17 protein-coding genes are annotated in these 22354 nt (G+C 78.2%); 9 read left to right on the top strand and 8 right to left on the bottom strand.

The genetic code is table 11. The features are described 5' to 3' along the window. Window positions 1-57: 57 nt before the first annotated feature. Window positions 58-2487 (top strand): glycoside hydrolase family 65 protein, encoded by a 2430-nt coding sequence (locus tag ACI8AC_RS04945; protein WP_456895769.1) that lies wholly within the window; start codon window positions 58-60, stop codon window positions 2485-2487. Window positions 2488-2507: 20 nt separating this feature from the next. Here the strand turns inward: ACI8AC_RS04945 and ACI8AC_RS04940 are convergent, their stop codons facing one another. After that, complete coding sequence (locus ACI8AC_RS04940; protein ID WP_456895767.1) at window positions 2508-4256, bottom strand: lipopolysaccharide kinase InaA family protein; 1749 nt, start codon at window positions 4254-4256, stop codon at window positions 2508-2510. A 235-nt stretch (window positions 4257-4491) separates the two neighbouring features. Here ACI8AC_RS04940 and ACI8AC_RS04935 point away from each other — a divergent pair, with 235 nt between their 5' ends. The 5 genes from ACI8AC_RS04935 (at window position 4492) to ACI8AC_RS04915 (ending at window position 11759) form a co-directional block, all read left to right on the top strand. Continuing rightward, window positions 4492-5157, top strand: coding sequence for a DUF998 domain-containing protein (locus ACI8AC_RS04935; protein WP_456895765.1), 666 nt, complete (start codon window positions 4492-4494; stop codon window positions 5155-5157). Further along, complete coding sequence (locus tag ACI8AC_RS04930) at window positions 5154-6101, top strand: hypothetical protein (protein WP_456895763.1); 948 nt, start codon at window positions 5154-5156, stop codon at window positions 6099-6101. Before ACI8AC_RS04935 ends, ACI8AC_RS04930 begins: the two co-directional genes overlap by 4 nt. Window positions 6102-6217: 116 nt before the next feature. Beyond that, the gene (locus ACI8AC_RS04925; protein WP_456895761.1) at window positions 6218-6517 is read left to right on the top strand and encodes a hypothetical protein; all 300 of its coding nucleotides are present in this window, start codon (window positions 6218-6220) and stop codon (window positions 6515-6517) included. Continuing rightward, entirely contained in the window at window positions 6514-8925 is a 2412-nt protein-coding gene (locus ACI8AC_RS04920) for a PEP/pyruvate-binding domain-containing protein (protein WP_456895759.1), read from the top strand. The genes ACI8AC_RS04925 and ACI8AC_RS04920 overlap by 4 nt, the downstream gene beginning before the upstream one ends. Continuing rightward, window positions 8922-11759 carry an alkaline phosphatase D family protein gene (locus ACI8AC_RS04915; protein WP_456895757.1) on the top strand — a complete coding sequence of 946 codons (2838 nt, stop codon included), beginning with the start codon at window positions 8922-8924 and terminating at the stop codon, window positions 11757-11759. Before ACI8AC_RS04920 ends, ACI8AC_RS04915 begins: the two co-directional genes overlap by 4 nt. Here ACI8AC_RS04915 and ACI8AC_RS04910 read toward each other — a convergent pair. The 7 genes from ACI8AC_RS04910 to ACI8AC_RS04880 form a co-directional block, all read right to left on the bottom strand. Next, complete coding sequence (locus tag ACI8AC_RS04910) at window positions 11728-13074, bottom strand: wax ester/triacylglycerol synthase domain-containing protein (protein ID WP_456895755.1); 1347 nt, start codon at window positions 13072-13074, stop codon at window positions 11728-11730. The genes ACI8AC_RS04915 and ACI8AC_RS04910 overlap by 32 nt on opposite strands. After that, a complete protein-coding gene (locus ACI8AC_RS04905; protein ID WP_456895754.1) occupies window positions 13071-13433 on the bottom strand; it encodes a hypothetical protein in 363 nt (120 codons plus the stop codon). Before ACI8AC_RS04905 ends, ACI8AC_RS04910 begins: the two co-directional genes overlap by 4 nt. After that, window positions 13430-15004: a DUF4389 domain-containing protein gene (locus ACI8AC_RS04900; RefSeq protein ID WP_456895752.1), complete on the bottom strand. Its 1575-nt coding sequence runs from the start codon at window positions 15002-15004 to the stop codon at window positions 13430-13432. The genes ACI8AC_RS04905 and ACI8AC_RS04900 overlap by 4 nt, the downstream gene beginning before the upstream one ends. A 247-nt stretch (window positions 15005-15251) precedes the next feature. Beyond that, window positions 15252-16265: an NAD(P)-dependent alcohol dehydrogenase gene (locus ACI8AC_RS04895; RefSeq protein ID WP_456895750.1), complete on the bottom strand. Its 1014-nt coding sequence runs from the start codon at window positions 16263-16265 to the stop codon at window positions 15252-15254. Window positions 16266-16273: 8 nt separating this feature from the next. Further along, the gene (locus tag ACI8AC_RS04890) at window positions 16274-17020 is read right to left on the bottom strand and encodes a DUF4386 domain-containing protein (RefSeq protein ID WP_456895748.1); all 747 of its coding nucleotides are present in this window, start codon (window positions 17018-17020) and stop codon (window positions 16274-16276) included. A 19-nt stretch (window positions 17021-17039) separates the two neighbouring features. Then, window positions 17040-17288, bottom strand: coding sequence for a hypothetical protein (locus ACI8AC_RS04885; RefSeq protein WP_456895746.1), 249 nt, complete (start codon window positions 17286-17288; stop codon window positions 17040-17042). A gap of 202 nt (window positions 17289-17490) precedes the next feature. Beyond that, on the bottom strand, window positions 17491-20274 hold the full coding sequence (locus ACI8AC_RS04880; RefSeq protein ID WP_456895744.1) for a LuxR C-terminal-related transcriptional regulator: 2784 nt from the start codon (window positions 20272-20274) through the stop codon (window positions 17491-17493). Window positions 20275-20605: 331 nt separating this feature from the next. Between ACI8AC_RS04880 and ACI8AC_RS04875 the strand changes: the two genes are divergently transcribed. The 3 genes from ACI8AC_RS04875 (at window position 20606) to ACI8AC_RS04865 (ending at window position 22354) form a co-directional block, all read left to right on the top strand. After that, on the top strand, window positions 20606-21202 hold the full coding sequence (locus tag ACI8AC_RS04875; RefSeq protein WP_456895743.1) for an Rv1733c family protein: 597 nt from the start codon (window positions 20606-20608) through the stop codon (window positions 21200-21202). 64 nt (window positions 21203-21266) lie between these two features. Beyond that, window positions 21267-21491, top strand: coding sequence for a hypothetical protein (locus tag ACI8AC_RS04870; RefSeq protein ID WP_456895741.1), 225 nt, complete (start codon window positions 21267-21269; stop codon window positions 21489-21491). Then, the gene (locus ACI8AC_RS04865) at window positions 21488-22354 is read left to right on the top strand and encodes a universal stress protein (protein ID WP_456895739.1); all 867 of its coding nucleotides are present in this window, start codon (window positions 21488-21490) and stop codon (window positions 22352-22354) included. The genes ACI8AC_RS04870 and ACI8AC_RS04865 overlap by 4 nt, the downstream gene beginning before the upstream one ends.

The following is a 22354-nucleotide window of genomic DNA, read 5'->3' as shown; positions in this document are numbered from 1 at the left end:
AGGGCAGGGCCGGTCAGCCGCCGTGCGGCACGGCGGGCGCGGTGCAGGCTCGGGGCCGTGACCGGCTGGCTGCTGCGCTACGAGGGCCTCGACCCGGACGGTGAGCGGCTGCGGGAGTCCCTCTGCGCGCTGGGCAACGGCCGGTTCGCCACCCGCGCCGCCGCGCCGGAGTCCCGCGCCGACGGCGTCCACTACCCCGGCACCTACGCCGCCGGGGTGCACAACCGGCTCGTCGACCGGGTCGACGGACGCGAGGTCGCCAACGAGAGCGTGGTGAACCTGCCCGACTGGCAGTCGCTCACCGTCCGCGTCGACGGCGGGGACTGGCTGGACCTCGCCGCGGTCACGGTCTCCGACCACGTGCAGGAGCTGGACCTGCGCCGCGGGGTCCTCACCCGCCGGTTCCGGATCGAGGACGAGCAGGGCCGCCGCACCCGGATCGCGCAGCGGCGGCTGGTCTCGATGGCCGACCCGTGCCTGGCCGCGCTGGAGTGCACGGTGCTGGCGGAGAACTGGTCCGGGGAGCTGACCGTGCGCTCGGGGCTCGACGGGCGGGTGACCAACGACGGGGTCGCCCGCTACCGCGGCCTCGCCGGCCGGCACCTGGTGCTGGAGGAGTGCGGCGTGGGTGGGGACGGCGTCCTCACGCTGACCGCGCACACCAGCCAGTCCCGGATCCGGGTCGGCCTGGCCGCGCGCCACCGCGTGCTGGTCGACGGCGCACCGCGGGAGGTGCCCCCGGTGCCGGTGGAGGAGCCGGGCTGGGTGGCGGTCGACCTGACGGTGGCGATGGCCCCGGGCCGGCGCCTCACCGTCGAGAAGCTGGCCGGGCTGTGCACCTCCCGCGACCCCGGCATCGGCGAGCCCGGGGAGGCCGCGGTGGACGAGGTCGCCCGGGCCGGGGAGTTCGCCACCGCGCTGGGCCGCCACGAGCTCGCGTGGGGCCACCTCTGGCACCGGTGCGACGTGCGGATGGAGCCGGCCGGGCGGGCCTCGCTCACCCTGCGGCTGCACGTCTTCCACCTGCTGCAGTCGGTCTCGCACCACAGCATCGACCTCGACGTCGGCATCCCCGCCCGCGGGCTGCACGGGGAGGCCTACCGCGGTCACGTGTTCTGGGACGAGGTCTTCGTGCTGCCGTTCTTCGACCTGCGGCTGCCGGAGGTGTCGCGGGCGATGCTGCTGTACCGGTGGCGTCGGCTGCCGCAGGCCCGCGCCGCCGCCCGGGCCGCCGGCCACCGGGGGGCGATGTTCCCGTGGCAGAGCGGTGCCACCGGCCGCGAGGAGTCCCAGTCGGTGCACCTCAACCCGCGGTCGGGGCACTGGCTGCCGGACCACTCCCACCTGCAGCGGCACATCGGGCTGGCGGTGGCCTACAACACCTGGCGCTACCACGAGGCCACCGGCGACGTGGACTTCCTGGCCCAGTACGGCGCCGAGATGATCCTCGAGGTCGCGTCGTTCTTCGCCGACCTGGCCACCTACGACCCGGCCGACGACCGGTACGACATCTGCGGGGTCATGGGGCCCGACGAGTACCACGACGCCCTGCCCTGGCGCGGCGAGCCCGGCGTGGACGACAACGCCTACACCAACGTCATGGCGGCCTGGACCCTCACGCGGGCCCTGGAGTGCCTCGACGTCCTGCCGCCCGAGCGGCGGCGGGAGATGCTCGACCTCGTCGACCTGCGCCAGCACGACCTCGAGCACTGGGACCACGTGAGCCGCAAGCTGCGGCTGTGCTGGCACGGCGAGGGAGTGCTGTCCCAGTTCCGGGGCTACGACCGGCTGGCGGAGTTCGACTGGGCCGGCTACCGCCGCCGCTACGGCGACATCAGCCGGCTGGACCGCATCCTCGAGGCGGAGGGCGACAGCACCAACCGCTACCAGGTGTCCAAGCAGGCCGACGTCCTCATGCTCTTCCAGCTCCTGACCGCCGACGAGCTGTACGCCGTCCTCGACCGGCTGGGCTACCGGCACGACCGGGGGACGATCCCGCGCACCGTCGCCTACTACCTCGACCGCACCGCCCACGGGTCGACGCTGTCGAAGGTCGTCCACTCCTGGGTGCTGGCGCGCAGCGACCGCCGCCGGGCCTGGGGCTACTTCCTCGAGGCGCTGGACAGCGACATCGCCGACGTGCAGGGCGGCACCACCGGGGAGGGCATCCACCTGGGCGCCATGGCGGGGACGATCGACCTCCTGCAGCGCGCCTTCACCGGCCTGGAGACCCGCAGGGACGCGCTGTGGCTGGACCCGTGCCTCCCCGACCAGCTGACCGGCATGCGGTTCCGGCTGCGCTACCGGGGGCACCGCCAGGTGGAGGTCGCCATCACCCACGACGCCCTCGTCATCGGGGGTGACGCGCACCGGGCCGCGATGCTGCCGCTGCGGGTCCGCGACCAGGAGCACCGGCTCGACCCGCGCGGCAGCCTGGCGGTCCCCCTGCGCCGGCCCGCCGGCCGTCCCGGCCGCGGACGCCCGTGACGGGGTCCCCGGGCCCGGTGTCACAGCAGGCCGCCGGCGGCCAGGTTCAGCGTGAGGAGGACGGCGGCCAGGACCACCCCGCCCACGGTCGCCAGCGCCAGCAGCACCCGGCGCAGGCTCCACCGCTGCACCCGGATGCGCGGGTGCGGGGGCAGCAGCGCCCGGAGGTCCTCGACCAGGTCGCGGTCCTGCTCGGCGAGGAGCCGGGCGAGCTGCCGGGGGATCGTCAGCGAACTGGTCGCGGCGAGGGCCTCGGCGAGCTCGTCGAGGTCGAAGAACGCCGTGGCCCGGGCCACGACCCGCTCCGGCCCGACGGCGAGCGCCAGGACCAGCAGCATGTCGGCCAGGTCGGCCGCCTGGCGCCAGCGCGAGGGCCGCAGCTCCCCGAAGGAGACGTCGACCAGGTAGGCGCGGCGCCCCTGCGCGAGCACGTTGGAGGGCTTGATGTCGCGGTGCGCCGCGCCGGCCGCCCAGAGCCGGCGGACCTGCCGGAGGGCGTCGTCGACGAGCGCGTCGTCGACCGGGGCGTCGAGCAGCTCCACCGCCCCCGGGACCAGCTCGGTCACCAGCAGGTACTCCTGGCCGGGGACGACCTCGACCACGCCCACCGGCTCGGGGACCTGCACGCCGCCGTCCCGCAGCAGCCGCAGCATGTAGTCCTCGTGCTCCACCAGCCGGCGCACGGAGGAGAACGGGGCCTCGTCCTCCAGCCGGCCCCAGCGCAGGACGCGCGCCCACTTGTACCAGCGGTCGGAGCGCAGGTGGGTGGTCGCGTAGAGCTTGCCGAAGAGGTGCTCGGGTGGGCCGTCGGCGAGCCGCAGCCGGCAGGGCGTCGAGCCGGCCGACCCGTCCAGCCGGTACGGCTCGATCCCCGACAGGACGAGGCCGAGCTGGTCGCGGACGGCGGTGCGCACCCGCCCGGTGCGCTCGGCGTCGAGCCGCAGGTGGGCCTTGACCTCGCGCCGGTAGGTGACCGGGAACCGCTCCACGGGTGCGAGGAGGGCGACGACCAGGACCGTCAGGCTGCACCCGAGCAGCGCGCCCGCGACCGCGCCGGAGACGGTGTCCAGGCCGAGGGCCACCCGGACGGCCACCAGCCCGCCGACCAGGGCGACGACCGCGCCCCACCCCCACCGCCGCGCCCGGCCCGGCGGCGCCAGCACGAGCAGGCTGCCGGTGGCCACGGTCGACAGCACGATCACCGGCCACGCCGTCAGGCCGAGGTGCCCGGGTGACCCGGTGACCTCCTCCCGCACCACGCGGACGAGCGCGGCGTCGCCGGAGACGACCTGCGCGGTCGCCGCCACGACGCTGATGGTGCCCCCGTAGACCAGCAGGTGCCGCCACCGCGCGGTCCAGACCAGGACGACGACGGTCGGCAGCCACAGGACGCGGTAGCCCAGCGTCTCGCCCAGGGTGCCGGCGTCGACCCCCCACCCCGGGGGCGCGCCCGACGGGGCCAGCCACTCCCGCACGGTGCGGTCGAGCGCCGGCAGGCCGCCGGGTCGGCCGGCCCACAGCGCCAGGAGGGTGACGGCGACGGCCGTCCCCGCGGCGCCGAGCCAGGCCGCGCGCGGCACCCGGAGGCGCGTCGTGCGGTCCCGGCCCGAGGGGCGGCGCAGGACGGCGCCCTCCGGCCGGACCGGCCGGCGGGCCCGCGCGGCGGGCACGGGCGGGCGCCGGCCGTCGGCGGCGGGCGGCAGCGGGTGGCCCGGGCGCAGGTCGCCGCCCGCGCGCAGGCCGGGGCCGGCCGGTCCCTCGCCGCTCACCGGGCCATCGTGCCCCGCCGGTCCGCTCCCGGGTCCCGGGCCGGAGGTCCCTGCCCGGTGAGCCCTGCGACCCGTCCCGCCGGCCCCGGGACCAGCGCCTCCACCACCGGGACCTCCGGCCCCTCCGGCGCGGCGCCGGCGCCCGCGACCGTGGACCCGACCGGACGACCGCTCCGGGCGACCGCACGCAGGCCGCCACGGACGACCCCACCGGACGACCCGCCGAGGAGGACCCGTGACGTCGAGCCCGACCCGCACCCCCGCACCCACCGCAGCCGGGCGCCGCGACCGCGCCGTCGCCGGGCTGCTGCTGCTCACCGCCGGCGCCGGCGTGCTGCTGGCGATCGTCACCGCGGAGGCGCTCTACCCCGCCGACTACCGCAGCAGCGTGAACACCGTCAGCGACCTGGCCGCCATGCGGCCCGACGACGTCGTCCGGCAGCCCTCGGCGGCGATCTTCAACGTCACCATGGTCGTCGGCGGCCTGCTCATCGGGACCGCCGCCGCCCTGCTGGCCCGGGTGCGATCCGGGGTGTCGGTCGTGCTGCCGCTCGCCGCGCTGGGCCTGGGCATGGTCGGCGTCGGGCTGTTCCCCGGCAACACGGTCATGGCCGTGCACCAGCTGGTGTCGCTCGTGGCCTTCGCCGGCGGCGGGCTCGCGGCGATCCTCGCCGCGCGGCTGGTGCCGCGGCCGCTGCGTCCCGTGCCGGTGCTGCTGGGCGCCGTCGCGCTGGCCGCGCTGCTCGGCTACGAGCTCCTCGGCGGTTCGGCGGTGTTCGACGCGCTGGGCGAGGGTGGCACCGAGCGCTGGATCGTCTACCCGGTGGCCCTCTCCCTCGTGGTCCTCGGCAGCGGGCTGGCGGCCGCGCCGGCCGGGCCCCACCCTGGGGCCGACCGGTGACGGCGGCCCGCGCCGCGCTGCGCCGGAGGTCCGGGGGACCCGCCGCGCGGGCGGCCGGTGCCGCCGCCGCGCTGGCGGCCGGTGCCGCGGCGACCGGCCTGCTGCGGCGGCCCTCGGGCGCCCCCGTCCCCGTCGTGACCCCGCGGGGGCAGACCGTGCGCCTGGCCGGCAGCGGGCTCTACCGGTACGACTCGGTGTTCACCGCGGCCGGCAACACCGCCGTCGACGCGGTCGTGCTCGCGCTCGGGGTGCCCCTGGTGATCACCGCGTGGCTGCAGCACCGGGCCGGGTCACCGCGCGGCTCGCTCCTGCTCACCGGGGCGTTCGGCTACCTGCTCTACGTCTACGCCACCTATGCCGTCGGCGTGGCCTACAACCCCCTCTACCTGGTCTACGTGACGCTGATGGCGACCGGGCTCTGGGGGCTGGCCGCGGCGGCGGCCGCCACCGACCGGGCCGCGCTGGCCGCGGCGGCCGCGGACCCCGCCGTGCCGCACCGGGCCCTGTCGTGGTTCCTGCTCGTCGCGGCGGCCACGACCGCCGCCGTCTGGACGCCGCCGCTGGTCACCGCCCTGCTGGAGGGCCGCCCGCCGGACCTGCTGGAGGGCTGCACCACCCCGGTGACGTACGCCCTCGACCTCGCCGTCGTCACCCCGGCCGCGGCCCTGGCCGGGATCCTGGTCCGCCGCCGGGACCCGCGGGGCTACCTGCTCGCCGCGCCCCTCCTCGTCCTGATCGCGATGCTGCTGCCCACCATCGGGCTGAGCACCGCGCTGCAGGCGGCCGCCGGCATCTCCTTCACCGTCCCCGAGGTGGTCGGGCCGGTCGCCGGCTTCGGCGTCCTCGGGCTCGGCGGGGCGGAGCTGCTCCGGCGGCTGCTGCGGGGGGTTCCCGCGCAGGTGCCGGTGACGCGGGAGGCCGGCGGCGCCCCGGCCCGCGCCTGACCGGTACCGAGCACGAGACGGAGGTCCCGCACGGAGGGGCCGGTGGGCCCGGGGCGGCGCGGGACCGGCCGCCTAGCGTCCGGGGTACCGATCTCCCGCACCCCTGGACGGCCCCCGTGCTGCGCTCCCCGATCCTCCAGCTCGTGGCGCTCCTCGGCGTCACCGTCGCCCTCGTCGACGCGCTGCGCGAGGCCGATCCCGACCTCGCCGCGCTGCTCGCCGCGGTGGCCGCCGTGCAGCTGGCCGCCCTGCTCACCGTGGTCCGCGGCCGGGTCGGCGTCCCCCTTCGGCCGGACCTCGCCACCTGGCTGCGCGACCAGTCGGCCGCCACCGGCGAGCCCCGGGAGCGGCTGGCCGACCGGTGCGTCGCGGCCTACCGCGCCGGCCTCACCGGTGAGCCGGCCGCGCCGCGGTGAGCGCTCCCCCGCGCGGGACGGCCACCGTCACCGCCGTCCTCCCCCTGGTGCCCGGCCGGCCGGCTCCCCCCGCGCAGCTGGGCGGCAAGGCCGCGTCGCTGGACCGGCTGGTGCAGGGCGGCTTCCCGGTCCCCCCGACCGCGGTGGTCACCGCGGACACCTACCGGGCGGTGGCCGCGCACCCGGACCTGGCACCGCTGCTGACCCGGCTCCGGGCCGGGGCCGTGGTGCCCGCCCGCGAGGTCGACGCCGCGTTCCGCGCGGTGCCGGTGCCGGCCGCCCTCGCCGAGGACGTCGTCACGGCGGCCCGCGCGGTCGCCGGGGGCGGGTGCCTGGCGGTGCGTTCCTCTGCGACCGTGGAGGACATGGCCGGCGCCTCCTTCGCCGGGCAGTACCGCTCGAGCCTGGGGGTGGACCCGGAGCACGTGGTGGACGCGGTGCGGCTGACCTGGGCCTCGCTGTGGCACCCGGCCCCGTGCGCCTACCGGCGGGCGTGGGGCATCCCCGACGAGGACGTCGCGATGCCCGCCGTGCTGATGCGGATGGTCCCGGCCCGCTCGGCCGGCGTGGTCTTCACCGCCGACCCCGGTGGGGAGCCCGGCCGGGTCCGCGTGGAGGCGGTGCCCGAGCTGGGCGAGGCCCTCGTCTCCGGTGCCCGCACGCCCGAGGTCTTCCTGCTGCCCCGCGACGGCGGGCCGGTGGCCGGGGTCCCGCCCGAGGGCGGCGTGGGAGGCGTGCCGCCGCAGGTCGGCGAGGCCGCCGCGCTGGCGCTGCGGATCGAGGCCGCCGAGGGCGGCCGGCCGCAGGACGTCGAGTGGGCCTGGGACGGCGACCGCACGTGGGTGGTGCAGGCGCGGCCGATCACCACCGGCCCGGCCCGCGCCGACGACGGCTGCGAGACGCCCGTGGACGGCGCCGAGCTCACCACCGCCGGCATCGGCGAGACCCTGCCGGGCCTGCTGCCGCCGCTGGTCTGGGACGTCGGCTCGTTCCTCGTGGAGGAGGCGCTGCGCTCGGTCCTGGGCCGGCTGTGGGGGCTGCCTGCCGACCGGAGCGGGCCGCACCAGCTCGTGCGCCGGGTGCGCGGCCGGGCCGCGCTCGACCTGGACCTGCTCCGGGCCGCGGCCGCCGCGGTCCCCGGCGGCTCGGCGGCCGAGCTGGAGCGCCAGTGGTTCGGCGCCGCCCTCCCCGGTGCCGGGGAGGAGGCCCCGGCCCGGCGGCTCTCCCCCGCCGACCGGGTGCGCGCCGCCCGGCTGCAGCTGCGGGCCGCGGCCGCCCGGCGCCGGGCGGCCACCGAGGCCGGGGTCGTCCTGGCCGCCACCGAGGCGCTGATGGCCGACCCGCCGCCGGCGGACGTCCCCGACGCCGCGCTGCTGGCCACCCGCCGCCGGCTCGTCGACCTCGGCGCCCGCGGCACGGCCGTCGAGCTGGCGGTGGCCGCGGCCGCGGTCGCCGCCTACCGGGAGCTGGAGGCGACGCTGGCCGGACACCTCGGCGAGGAGGAGGCGGCCGCGGCCGCCCAGCGGGTCACCACCGGGGCCGGGGCCCGGCGGGACCGCTCGCCGGCCACCTGCCGGGCGGTCTTCGCCGGCCCGACCTGGGCCGAGACCGGGCAGGTCGCGCTGCCCCCGCGCCCCTCGCGGCGCACCGACCGGGACACCGCGCGCGAGGACCTCGAGGAGCAGCTGCGCAGCCGGCCCCGGTGGCGGCGGGTGCGCGTGCTCACCGGGCAGGTCGTCGACGTCCGCATGCACGTGCTGCGCCGGCGGATCGCCGACGCGGCCGAGGGGCTGGCGCGCCGGGAGGAGGTCAAGGCCGCCGTGCTGGCCGTGGGGGGCGAGGTGCGCCGCGTGCACCTGGAGCTGGGCCGCCGGCTGGTGGCCGCCGGCGTGCTCGCGCGCGCGGAGGACGTCGACCTGCTGCGCGACGCCGAGCTGCGGCCGGCGCTGGCCGGGAACCCACCGCCCCCCGCCGAGCTGGCCCGCCGCCGGCGGTGGCTGGACCAGCGGGCGGAGGACCCCCCGCTGCCGCTGCGGTTCCGCGGCGTGCCGGCGCCGCAGCCGGTCGAGGTCCCGCGCGGGGACCGGCTCACCGGCTGGGCCGCCGGGCCCGGCCGGCACACCGCCCGGGCCCGGGTGCTCACCGAGCCGCGACCGGAGCTGCTGGCCCCCGGTGAGGTGCTGGTCGCCGTCGCCACCGACGCCGGCTGGTCGCCGGTGTTCCTGCGCGCCGGCGCGGTCGTTGTCGAGCGCGGCGGCCCGCTGTCGCACGCGGCGATCGTGGCCCGCGAGCTGGGCCTGCCGGCCGTGCTCAACCTGCCGGGCGCCGCCGCGGTCCTCGACGGCCGCCGGGTCACCGTGGACGGGGACACCGGCACGGTCGTCCTGCACCCGGAGGAGGAGCCGTGAGCCGGCGGGTGCGCGAGGACTGGTGGGACCAGGGCGAGGGGGCGCAGATCTTCGTCCCGGCCATCGTCGGTGCCGGGCTGCTGGTCTCCGTCCTCACCCTGGTCCGCGACGCGCTCCACGGCCGGCGCCGGAGCGGCCGGGACCGGCGCACCGCGCTGCAGGGCCGGGCCGCCGCCGGCTTCGTCCGCACCGGCGAGCCGCCGGCCACCGCCCTGTCCGCCGGGCTGCGCCCGCGGGTCCACTACCTGCTGCTGGCCCTGACCGCGGGGGCGCTGGCCGGCTACGGGGCCCGGGGCGCCACCAAGAACTACGCGCCGGACACCGGCATGTTCGCCGGGCTGGCCTGGGTGTACGCCGCGCTGCTGGTCGTCGTGGCGGGGCTGGCCGCGGTCGCCGCGGTCTCGGCCGTCGTCGTCGCCACGTGGCCGGCGCCGCCCCGGTGGGTCCGGCTGCTGCTGGCGGGCACGCCGCTGGGTCAGGAGCCGGGGACCCAGCGCGGCCGCGGCGTGCTGCTGCTGGGCTGGGCCGCCGCGCTCACCGCCGTGGCCGCCGTCCAGTTCGTCTTCACCACCGCGGGCGCGCCCCAGCTGCTCGCCGAGATCGACGACGAGGTCGCCGTCCGCAGCGATCCCCTGCTGCCGTGGGAGCACCTGGGCAGCGCCCCGGTGGCCGTGGCGCTGGCCGTGGTCGTCGGCCTCGTCGGCCGGCGCTGCGTGGTCCTCGCCCTGGGCCAGCTCGCCGTCGTGGCCGCCGCTCTCGTCGGCTCGGCCGTCGTCGCCGACCGGCTGGAGCGGGCGTTCCCGCCGGACGGGCCGATGGCCGGGCTCACCGGGTCGCTCCCGAGCGCACCGGTGCTGCAGGCCACCCTGGTCGCCGGCTTCCTCCCGCTGGCCGTGTACGCCCGGACCCGGAGGCGGGCCCCGGCCCTGGTCACCCTGGCCCTCACCGCAACCGGGCTGGCCGGGGTCGCCGTCGAGGTCGTGCGGGGCCGGCTGGGCTGGCCGTCGGACGTCGTGGCCGCGGTGCTGGCCGGTGCCGCCCTCGTGCTCGCCACCTGGTGGGTGCTGGAAGCCCCGCGACGGCACCGCCGCTGCACGGGCTGCCCGTGGGAGCTGCCGGGCGACGCGGCCGCCGGGCCCGGCCTGCTGCGGCTGCGGCCGGACGAGGAGCGGGCGGTGCGCCGGACGGCGCGCGGCTGGCTGGCGGCCGTCCTCGTCCTGTTCCTCGGCCTCGCCCTGGTCGAGGGCCTGCCGACCAGCCCCGAGGGCGTCGCCATGGGGCCGGGCCTGCAGCGCATCGTCCAGCTGGCGCTGCTCGGGCTGGCCGCCGTCGCGCTGCTGGTGGCCCTGCGGTGGGAGGCGGTCGGCGCGGCGCTGGCCGCGCTCGCCGGCACCGGCCTGGCCGTCTTCGCCGCGATCGCCTACCAGCCGTGGGTGAGCCTGCTGGTCGCGGTTGCCTTCCTGCTGCCCGCCGTCGGCTTCTGGCTGGCGTGGCAGCACCGCCGCAGCATGCGCTCGGTGGTCACCCTGGCGATGGCCACCGCCCTGCTGCTGGCCGGCACCGTCGGCGCCTCGGCCGCCGTCCACGACGCCTTCTACGGCCCGCTGCACCCCCGCTCGGCACAGCTCGCGCTGCCCGTGGAGCTGGTCGAGTGGGCCTGGAGCGGCGGGGTGACCGGTCGCTCGGCGGTGGTGGTCGCCTCGCTGCGGGGGCCGGCCGAGGAGGTCCGGCTGGTCGTCCGGCCCGAGGAGGGCGGGCCGGGAACGCGATCGGCCGCGGTCGCCCCCTCGGACGAGGGGGTGGTCCGGCTGCCGGTCGACGGGCTGACCCCGGGCACCGGCTACCGGTGGGCGGTCGAGGTGGACGGCGAGCCCGACGGCTCCCGCGGCGCCGGGCGCTTCACCACGATGCCCGAGGGCCCCGCCTCGTTCACCCTGGCGCTGGCCTCGTGCGCCCGCACCGGCTCCAGCGGGGCGGTCTTCGACGCGATCGGCGACGTCGACCCGCTGGTGTTCGTCCACATGGGCGACCTGCACTACGCCAACATCGCGACCGACGACGTGACCGAGTTCGGCGACCGCTACGCCGACGTCCTCACCGCCCCGGCCCAGGCCGCGCTGTACCGGACCGTGCCGGTGGCCTACGTGTGGGGCGACCACGACTACGGGCCGAACGACGCCGACGCCTCCTCCCCCACCCGGGAGGCGGCCCGGGCCGCCTACCGCAGCCACGTGCCCCACCACGAGCTGGCCGAGGGCGGGACCGGCGCCGTCCACCACGCCTTCACCGTCGGGCGGGTCCGGGTCGTCGTCACCGACACCCGGTCGGAGCGGACCGGCACCAGCATGCTCGGGGCCCGGCAGCTGGCCTGGCTGGAGGAGGAGCTGGTCACCGCAGCCCGCGACCACGCGGCGGTGATCTGGGTCAACCCCGATCCCTGGGTCGCCCCGGCCGGGCCGGGGCGCGACGACTGGGGCGGCTACGCCGACGAGCGCCGGCAGCTGGCCGACACGATCGCCGCGGCGGGCATCCGGAACCTGGTCATGGTCAGCGGTGACGCGCACATGGTCGCCGCCGACGACGGCACCAACACCGACTACAGCACCACCGGGGGCGGCGGCTTCCCCCTCCTGCACGCCGCCGCCCTGGACTCGCCCGGCGACGTGAAGGGCGGCCCGTACAGCGAGGGTGCCTTCCCGGGCGCCGGCCAGTTCGGCACCGTGACCGTCACCGACGACGGCGGCGACGCGGTGCGGGTGGAGCTGACCGGCCGGGACTGGCGCGGCGAGGTCCTGGTGTCCCTCACGACGACGCTGCCGGCGCCGGCCGGCTGACCAGCGCGGCGAGCTCGCGCTCGAGCGCCGCCAGGAGCACCGGCAGGTCGGGCAGCCGCTCCGGGTCGGCGACCGCCGTCACCGTGAGGGTCCCGGCGTAGGACAGGGCGTCGAAGGACACCGTCACGTTGCCGGCCTCGCCCACCGCCACCGGGAGGACGGCGGTCACCGGCACGCCGGCGAGGGTGACGGCCCGGTCGGGACCGGGCACGTCGCTGACCAGGGTGTGGAAGCGGCGTTGGTGGGAGAGGTACCAGTGGTAGGCGCCCATCCCCGCGAGCAGCCGGAACAGCGGGCCGAGGAGCGCGAGGAGCGGCGGCACGGTGGCCCGGTCCCGCGCCCGCCGCACCGTCCCGGCGAAGGACCGCAGCCGGTCGGCCGGCTCCCCGGCCACCGGCACCGGGACCACCAGCGGCGTCGCGGCGTTGCCCAGCTCGGCCAGCCCCGCCGACCGCCGGGCGGTGACCATCACGACGACGACCACCGGGTCCACCGCCTCGCCCCGGGAGGCCAGGAGCGCCGACAGGGCACCGGTGACCGCGACCAGCAGCGCGTCGTTGACCGTGCCGCCGGCCGCGTGCGCCGCCGCCCGCAGGGCCGCCAGGTCGACCCGCACCGCCGCGGCGCACCGCCGCGACCCGGTGGGTGCCAGCAGGGAGCAGGGCGCCGCGGTTGCCGCGGAGAGACCCCCGCCGGCCGTGAGGGCCGGCCGCAGCGCGCCCAGCCAGGACCGCCACCGGAGCACCGCCCGCGCCCTCGACCGGGCGGCGTCGGCGGCCAGGACCGGGTAGGGCGGCCGGGGACGCGGGGCGGGGGTGCCGCCGGGTCGCGGCGCGGCGCCGTCGGCCAGGTGCGCCAGGACCGCCAGGCCGCCGATGCCGTCGACGACAACGTGGGAGGCGACCACGACCAGACCGGTGCGCCCGCCGGCCAGGCCCGGCACGAGGACCACGGCCCACGCGGGGCGGTCCGCGGGGAGGGGCCGGGTCACCACCGCGGTCGCGAGGTCCAGCAGCGCCCGGTCGTCCCGCGGCTCGGGGCAGGGCACCTCGCGGACGTGCGCGGCGGGGTCGAAGGCCGGGTCGTCGACCCAGGCCGGGCTCCCGGCCCCCGGCGGGAGCCGGACCAGCCGCTGCCGGAGGCGGGGCACCGCGGCGAGGCGACGGGCCACCTCCGGCCCCAGCCGGCCGGGGTCGGGCTCCTGCCGGGTGTCGAGGACCAGGACGGCGCCCAGCTGGTTGGGGACCGGGCTGCGCGAGCTCACGGCCCGCATCGCCAGGTCCGCCGCGCCGGCCCGCTCGACCGGGGGGCTCACCCCGCCGCGCCGCCCGCGGCCCCGGCTCCGGCTCCGCGGAGCGGCTGGTCGAGGCGCAGCGGCTGGTCGAGGCGCAGTGGCTGGTCGAGGGTCAGCTCCCCGACGTGCAGGCGGGCGATCCGGAGGTCGCCGATCTCGCCGCTGCCGAGGGCCAGGCGCCCGACGGCCAGCGCCCCGACCGCCAGGGCACCGACGGCCAGCGCCCCGACCGCAAGGCCGCCGGTGGCCACCGCACCCGTCGCGGCCGCGCGGAGGGCCACCGCCCGCAGCGGCACGTCCCGGCCGCGGGACGACGGCCGCGCGTCCCGGCCGCGGGACCCCGGCCGCGCGTCCCGGCCGCGGGACCTCGGCCGCGTCACCGCGGACCACCCGGTGCGGTGCCGGCCGGCCGGTCCGCCGACGGGGCGTCCCGCGGGGCGGGCGGGGAGACCGGTCCCGGCGGGCCGGGCGGGGCGGGGACCGCTCCCGCCGGGCCGCGGTGGGCGCCGCGGACGGCCAGCGCCACGAGCAGGGCACCGGCGAGCAGCAGGGCGCCGCCCGTCACCAGCAACCCGACCCACAGCCACGTCAGGCCCGGCGCGGTGAGGCCGGCCCGCGCGGTGACGTCCACGCCCGCGGTGCCGTCGGCGCGCATGACGACCGTCGTCCAGTCCCCGTCCGCGGGCCGCCAGGTGAGCGTGCGGGTCCCCGTCCCCTCGTCCTGGGCCACCCACAGGTCCTGCTCCCCGGGCGGGCCGGGCGGAGCGCCCCCGGCCACGTCGCGCCCGCGCGGCTCCCCGGTCGGCCCGAGGTCGTCGAGCTCGCGGTACCCCACGCCCTGCAGCCAGCTCTGGACGTCGGCGGTCCGGCCGACGCCGACGAACACCTCCGTGCCGGGGTCGGTGGGGGTGACCTCCAGCTGGGCCCGGCCGAGGACGTCGTCGATGAGCCACTCGTCGCCGGCGGTGTCCAGGGTGACCGACCCGGACACGAGGGCGTACCGCGCCGTGGTCAGGTCCTCGCGCTGGGTCATGACGAAGCCGTCCTCGCGCTGGGTGGTGTCGGCCCACGCCAGGCTGCCCCCACCCACGAGCAGGCCGGTCGAGGTCATCAGCAGCAGGGCGCCGACGACGACGGCGACGACCCGCCCCGCGGTCCACGACGAGGGCGCGGGAGCGGCCGCCGGGCCGGCTGCCGGAGGAGCGGCCGCCGGGGCGGCTGCCGGCGGGGCGGCCTGCGGGAACGGGCCGGGACCGGGGCCCACCGGCCGCGTGCCGGGGTCGGCACCGCCGGTGTCCAGGCGGAACGGCGGGTAGCGGTCGGTCATGAGGGCCACGTAGGCGATCACGCGCAGCACCCAGCGGTCCATGCCCATCACGAAGTCGTAGACCGGGGCCGGGTAGCGGTCGGTGAACAGCAGCACCACACCGGCGACGAGCACCAGCAGGCCGACCAGGCCGCCGGCTCCCCAGCCGCCGTCCCAGGCACCGTCGTCGGCGGCCGAGGCCCCGAACCACAGGCCGCCGCCGACGAACACGGCGAGCACCAGCCAGTGCGGGATGGCCAGCAGCCAGGACTTGACCAGCACCAGCCCGCGCGAGAGCCGCTCGGGGTAGGGCACGTCCAGCCGCGCCGGGTAGTCCGGCACGTCGGCGAGGGTGAACGGCGGGTAGCGGTCGGTGCCGAGCGCCGCGTAGCCGTAGTAGTGCACCCGCCAGCTCCAGCGGAGCACCCCGACGTTGAAGTCGAACAGCGCGCGCGGGTAGCGGCCGGTGACCAGGATCGCCACCCAGGCCACCACGGTGAGCACGGTGAAGGCGATCCAGAGGAACGCCAGGACCACGTAGTGCGGGATCAGCAGGAACCACTTGACCAGCCAGAGCCAGCGCGACAGGGGCGCGTCCAGTGCCGCGTCCACGCGCACCGGGTACGGCGTGCGGTCCTCGGTCACTCCGGTCTCCCTCCGCTCGCCCGCGCAGGCCGTGCGGTCGCCGCGGCCGCCGGCGGGGCTCTCCCAGCCTCGGGGGCCGGCGCCGGCCGGGGACACGTCCGCACGTCGGTGGTCACCGGGGGCGGAGGTCCCGCCGCCCCCGGTGACGGGGGACCTCAGCCGCGGGCGCCGGCGGCCGCGGCGGTGGGGGCGACACCGCCGGCGGCCCCCTCGTCGCCCGGGCGCTCTGCCGGCTCGCGCGCCTCCATCACGGCGACGCCCCTGCACCCGGCCACGCAGCGGCCGACGGCGCCGGCTGCTCGCCGGCGAGGCGGAGCACGACGTTGCCCCGCTTGCGCCCGCTGTCGACGTGACGGTGCGCCTCGGCGACGTCGACGAGGTCGTAGGTGCGGTCGCGCACCGCCCGGTAGGCGCCGGCCTCCGCGAGGTCGACGAGGAACGCGAGGTCCTCGGAGGTGGGCTGGCCCACGTCCGCGGTGACCAGGTGCCCGGTGCGCCTGCTGCGCAGCGGCGCCAGCAGCAGCCCCGGCAGATCGGTGATCACGAGCAGCAGCACGCCACGCGGGCGGAGCAGGTGCCGGACGCGCTCGAACGGCGCGTTGCCGACGCAGTCGACGACCACGTCGTAGCGGGACGTCCCGGCGGTGAAGTCCTCGCTGGTGTGGTCGATCACCCGGTCGGCACCCAGTGAGGTCACCAACTCCCGGTTGGGTCCGCTGCACACCCCGGTCACGCGCGCGCCGGCGTACGCCGCCAGTTGCACCGCCGCGGTGCCCACGGCGCCCGACGCCCCGTTGACCAGGACCGCCGCACCCGGCGCGAGGTCCGCCCGCTCCAGGAAGCCGTGGGCCGTCAGCCCGCCGAAGACGAGCGTCACGGCGTCCTCGAAGGTCATGTCCCGCGGCTTGCGGGCGATGGGAGCGCCCCGGCGCACGACGGCGTGCTCGGCGTGCCCGCCGAAGCGGGCCCCCAGCATGGCGATCACCTCGTCGCCGCGGACGAAGCGGGTGACGTCCGCCCCGACGGCCTCGACGACACCTCCGGCGTCCATGCCCAGCACGCGGCGCTTGGGGCGCAGCAACCCGATCCCGGTCGCGGCGAGCAGACCGAGCCCGCGGGGTACGTCGCGGCTGCGGGCGCGGTGGTCGGCGGCGCTGACGGTGCTGGCGTGCACGCGGACCAGGACGTCCTCCGGGCCGATCGTCGGGCGCGGCAGTTCTTCCACGGTGACGGTGTCCGGTCCGCCGAAGCGGTGGTACACGGCGGCCCTCATCGGACGGCCGGCGCGGTCGGCAGGGCGGCGACGGCGGAGGGCCGGAAGCCCCTGACGACCAGGTACACCCCGAGGGAGAACTCCCACACGGCGATGGGGATGAAGGCGACTGCGGCGAACGGTGACACGCGGTCGATGACGCCGAAGAAGATCGCGATGTCGGAAGCCAGGAGCAGCGGGGCCCCGATGAGCCCCAGCGTGGGCAGGATGCGCGGCACGAGCCCGGACCGGTACAGCACGTAGCCCAGGCACAGCGCGTTGAACACCGGCATCAGGCTCTGGCTGAGCAGGAACGTCCAGTCGTACGTCGCGACCAGGGCGTGACCGGCCGTCACCAGCGAGCTCTCGTCGGCGCCGGTGGTGCCGGCGAGATCGTCCCGCAGGGTGACCAGCGTGTGGATGCTGACGACGCCGACGATGATCAGCGCGCCCTCGACGACCCGGGCGGCGACGAACCCCACCGCGGCCGTCTCGTTCACCCGCTTGGCGACCGGGAACAGCACCACCGCGGTACCGATGCCGGCCAGCGCGACGACGACCTCGGAGAAGGACCCCCACAGCACCCCGGTGGTGCTGCCGGCACCGAGGACGAACTCGGCGCCGTCCCGCACCGGTCGGAACACCATGAGCGTGGGCACGGACACGAACGTGAGCAGGTAGAGGATCCCGGCGGCGAGGGAGGTGCGCCGCATCGGGTCCACCGCGACCGTCGGGAACGGGGCGGGTGGGCTGGTGGTGGCCATGGCGGTCTCCTGGAGGGGTTCAGCGGGGTCGGCTCGTGGGACGGGGTCGATCGGCGTCGAGCCGGTGGACCGAGACCAGGGGCAGGCCCAGGTCGCGGATCCGGGCCAGCACGCCGTGCAGGGCGGCCTGGTCGGCGAGGCGGCCGGACAGGACGGTGGTGCCGTCGTCGGCGGTGGTGAGGACCAAGCCGTCGAACCAGGTGGCCCAGCGACGGTCGAGACGGCTCCCGAGGCGGATCTCGTAGCGACCCGCGTCGGTGACGCCCACGCGCCGGTCCTCCGTCATCGCCGACCCCCTGACCGGTGCCGGCCGGGAGGGTCCCGGCCGCCGCTCCGGTGTCTGCTCGGTACGGACGGAAGGTAGGAACGGGGGTGGTGAGCCCGGATCACCACACGTGGTGATCCTGGTGGTGAGACCGCCGCCGGAGAGGGGCGGAGGCCGCGCACGGCGCCGGGTTCCGGCCGAGGCGCTACGGGACGACGGCCGTGCGGGCGGGGCGGTCGTCGGCTCGGGTGAGCAGGGCCAGCTCCTGGCCCCGGCGGACCGCCGCGCGCCGGTTGTTCACGCCGAGCTTGGCGTAGAGGTGCTTCGTGTGGGTGCGGACGGTGTTCACCGACACGAACAGCCGGCGGGCGATGCCCGGGCCGTCGAGGTCGGTGCCGAGCAGCCGCAGCACGTCCAGCTCGCGGGCGCTGAGCGGCTCGACCAGCCCGGCGCCCGCCGGTCCGGTCGGCAGCGGTGCGCTGCCCGGCCGCGGGGCCGAGGCGTCCAGCAGCCGGCGGGCGTGGTCGGCGGCAGGGCCGGCGGCGGAGCCGTGCGCGGCGGCGGTCCGCAGCGGCCGGAGCAGGAGCGGGCCCTCGTCGAGGAAGAGGCGGACGTGGCCGCGCGGCTCGGCCAGCTCGAGCGCACGCCGCAGGGCCACGAGCGCGGCCGCCCCATCGCCGCGGGCGGAGGCGGCGAGGGCCTGCACCACCAGCACCTCCAGGACGGTGCCGGTCCGGCCGCCGTCCTCCGCCGCCCGCAGCAGCCTCGGCAGCAGCCGCAGCGCCCCGGACATCGACGGCCCGTCCCCGTCGGCCGCGTACCGGGCCACCAGCGCCCGGGCGAGGACGAGGTGGTCGAACTCCCGCAGGTACGAGAGGTCGTCCTCGACCGACAGCCCGCGCTGGTGCGCCCAGGTCAGCGCGTCGGACCACCGGCCGGTACGGGCGTGCAGGCGTGCCCGCAGCGCACCGACCGGCCGGACCTCGGGGAAGTAGTCGGCGGCGTAGCGGGCCTCGGCGTCCTCCAGCAGCACGAGCGCGCCGTCGGCGTCCCCGTCGATCTCGGCGAGGCGGGCCCTGACGACCCTGTCGCGGTAGGGGGTCTGCGGCAGGCCGGCCCGCTCCCCCAGCTCGGCACAGGAGGCGAGGTGCCTGCGGGCGACGTCGAGCTCCCCGCGCTCGACCAGCACCCCGGCGATGCCGACGTGCATGTCCGCCGCGCCCCGCAGCGGCGGCCCCGTCCCGGGCGTGACCACCCGCAGCGCCCGCTGGTAGGTGCTCAGCCCCTCCGCGAGCCGGCCCTGCGCGAGGCACATGTCGGCCAGGGCGAGAGCGCAGCCGGCGACGTCGGAGAAGTGGCCCGCCCGCTCCAGGGCGGCCGCGCACTCGGCGTACCAGCGGGAGCCGCGGTCGAGGTCCCCGGTCGTCCAGTACGCCAGGCCCAGCAGGCCGGCGGACCCGCCGCGGGCGACGTGGTCGTCCGCGGCGGCGAGCTCGCGCGCCCGGCGGGCGTGCGCCACGGTGGCGGGCACGTCCCCGGCGAGGTGCGCCAGCCCGGCGCGGTACAGCGCGATCGCGCTGGGCAGCCGCCGGAAGGCCGCCCGGTCCACGACGACACCCCGCCCGGAGGGGACCGGCTCCTGGTCGTCCCCGTCGCCGGAGGCCAGCCACCGCTCGGCGCCGCGCAGCCGGAGCTCGACGCCCTCGGTCTCGCCGCCGGCCATGAGCGCCGCGGCGTACCCGACACCGAGCACCGGCCGGTTCCCGATCACCTCGTCCGGCAGCGCCTGCAGCCAGCGGCGCATCGTGGCCTCCTGCCGGTCCCGCTGCAGATCGGGCAGGCCCAGCTCGACGAGCTCCGCGGCGCGGACGACGTCACCGCCGGCCAGGGCGTGGCCGATCGCCTCGGCCCGGTCACCGTGGTCCGCGTGCCAGATCCCGGCCCGCCGGTGCAGCTCGGCGACGGCGTCGGGCTGCTCGTCGAGCAGGTGGACCTGCAGCACGTCGCCGAACAGGTGGTGGTAGCGGTACCAGCGGCGCCGGTCGTCGAGCGGCACCAGGAAGAGGTTGGCCCGTTCCAGGGCCCGCAGCACGTCCGTGCCGTCGTCCCGGCCGGTGACCGCGTCGCACAGCGGGCCGCTCAGCCGGGCGAGGACGGAGGTCTGCAGCAGGAAGGTGCGGACCTGCTCCGGCTGGCGGGCCAGCACCTCCTCGGCGAGGTAGTCGAGGACGTAGCGGTCGTCGCCGGCGAACTCCGCGATGAAGCCGGCGACGTCCGGGCGGCCCTGCATCGACAGGGCTGCCAGCTGCAGCGCCGCGATCCAGCCCTCGGTGCGGCTGTCCAGCGCCGCGACGTCCGCGGCGGTCACGGTCAGCCCCATCGCGTCGGTGAGGTACCGCGCGGCCTCCTCCGGCGTGAACCGGAGGTCGGCGGCGCGCAGCTCGACCAGCTCCCCGCAGGCGCGCAGCCGAGCCAGCGGCAGCGGTGGGTCGGCGCGCCCGGCGAGCACCAGGTGCACCTGTCCCGGCAGGTGGTCGAGCAGGAACACCATCCCCTCGTGCACCTGCGGGGCGTCGATGACGTGGTAGTCGTCGAGCACCAGCACGACCTCGCCCGGCACGCCGGCCAGCTCGTTGACGAGGGTCGCGACGACCGCCTCCGTCGACGTCTGCGGTGACCGCAGGGCCGCGAGGGCGGCCGCGCCGACCTCGGGCACCACCGTCTGCAGCGCGGCGACCAGGCAGCTCCAGAACAGCGCCGGGTCGTTGTCGCGCGTGTCGAGCGACAACCAGGCCACCGACCGGCCCTCAGGAGCGGTGGCCGTGAGCCACTCGGTGAGCGCCGTGGTCTTGCCGAACCCGGCCGGCGCCGAGACCACCGTCAGCGCCGCCTCCCCGCCCCGGTCGAGCCGCTCGGTCAGCCGGGCACGGGGTACCAAGCCGCGGCGCCGGTGCGGCGCGTGCAGCTTGGTGGTGATCAGGGGGCCCATCCCGACCGCCTCCCTCGGGGTCGCACAGGGGCCGCCGCCGAGCTGTCGTCGAGCCGTCGTCGCGGGCCGTACCGCCGGCTCGGGCACGCGACATCGTGGCAGCCGGTCCGGGCCGTGTCGACGCCTCCGGGCACCGGCCCCTGGCGTGTCCACGGTGTTCGGCGGCCTTCCCCGCCCCGGGCCCTCCGCCCCGGGCGCCGAGCGGCCCGCCGGCTCCGGACGGGGACCTGCGGCGGGGTGGCACCGGGACCTGGGCCCCTCCCGGCGGGCGTCGTCGACGGTGATGCTGGCGGCAGCGCACCCGGCGCCGCACCGGCGAGAGGAGACGGCGGTGACCGCCCCGACCCCAGGCCCCGCCCGCCGGGCCCGCCGGCGCCTCGGCCTGGGGCGCCGGCCGCTGCGGCGGGGCTCGGACCGGGCGGAGGCGGTGTCGTGGGTGCTGCTGGCCCTGCTGGTGCTCCTCTCCGTCCCGGTCGGGCTGACCGCGGGCACCCTCGTCCACGAACAGATGCGCACCGTGGCCGAGGAGCAGGCGCGGGACCGGCTCGCGGTGACGGCGGTCGCCACGCAGGACGCCACGGCGCGGGTCGACTCCGCCTACGGCGGGCGGCTCCTGGTCGCGGCGGAGTGGACCGCGCCGGACGGCCGCCCGGCGGCGGGGGACGTCCCGGCACCCGGCGCCGTCCGCGCCGGCGACCGCCTGACCGTCTGGCTGACCGCGGACGGGGAGCCGTCCGGCCCGCCGATGAGCGCCTGGGAGACCACCCGCAGCGCCGTGGTGCTCACCGCCCTGGGGTGGGTGGCGACGGTCGCCGTGCTGGTGGTGGTGCACGCCGTCGTCCTCTGGCTGGTGGACCGGCACCGTGACCGGACGTGGACCCGCGAGTGGGCGGCGGTCGAGCCGGGCTGGTCCCGCCGCGTGCCCTGACCGCGCCGCGTGCCTTGACCGCATCGCGCCCCGACCACCGCACCCCGGCCACGGGAGGACCGACATGACCAGGCGGACGCGACGGCGCTGGACCGACCTGTCGGGACGGCAGCGCGCCGCTCTCGTGGCCCTGGCCACGGTGCAGGTCGCCCTCGCGGTCGGCGCCTGGACGGACCTGGCACGCCGCCGGCCGGCCGAGGTCGACGGCAGCCGCGGCCTGTGGGCCGTGGTGATCGGGGTGGACTGGATCGGCCCGCTGGCCTGGTTCCGGTGGGGTCGCCGGCGATGACCCGGCCGGTGGTGGTGGCCTTCGACGGGTCGGTCGCGGCCCGCGAGGCCGCGTACTGGGCGGCGGAGGAGGCCGTGGCCCGCGGCTGCCCGCTGCACCTGGTGCACGTGCTGCACTGGCCGGTGCGGGCGCTGGCCGGCCTCGGCCTCCCGGAGGCCGCCCTCGACGCGGAGCGCGCCCGCGCCGCGGCCTCGGCCGGGATCGAGCTCGCGGCGGAGCGCTGCCGGCAGCACGCGCCGGGCCTCGCGGCACGGGTCGAGGTGGCTCCCGGGGACGCGGTCGAGGTGCTCGCCCGGCTGGCCGCCGGTGCGGAGCTCCTGGTGCTGGGGGCCTGCGGGCAGACCGCGGCCCCGTCGGTCCTGCTGGGCTCCAGCGCGGCCGAGCTGCTGCGCGGGACGGCGGGACCGGTCGTGGTCGTCCGGGACACGCCGGTCCGCCGGGCCGGGGTGGCCCAGCAGGTCGTCGCGGGGATCGACGGGTCCCCCGCATCCGCCCGGGTGCTCCGGGCGGCCCTGGCGACGGCCGCGCGGCGGGGTTGGGAGGTGACCGCCGTCCACGCGTGGTCCGACCTCCCGCCCGAGGCGCTCACCGGCCGGGTGGACCTCGACCGCGCGGCCGTCCGGGAGCGGGCCGCCGCGGCCCTGGCCGCGCTCGTGGCCGACGTCCACCCCGAGCACCCGGCCGTGCCGCTGCGGCAGGTCGCCGTCGTCGACCACCCCGCCGCCGCGCTGCTGGACCGCGCGGCCGGGGCGGCGCTCCTCGCCGTCGGGCGGCACGGGCGGGGTGCGGCGGCGGCTCCGCTGGGCAGCGTCTGCCACGCCGTCGCCCACTACGCCCCCTGCCCGGTCGCGGTCGTCGGCTGA

It is taken from the genome of Geodermatophilus sp. SYSU D00758 (genome assembly GCF_054049955.1).
This window is presented reverse-complemented; position numbering and strand designations above follow the sequence as displayed.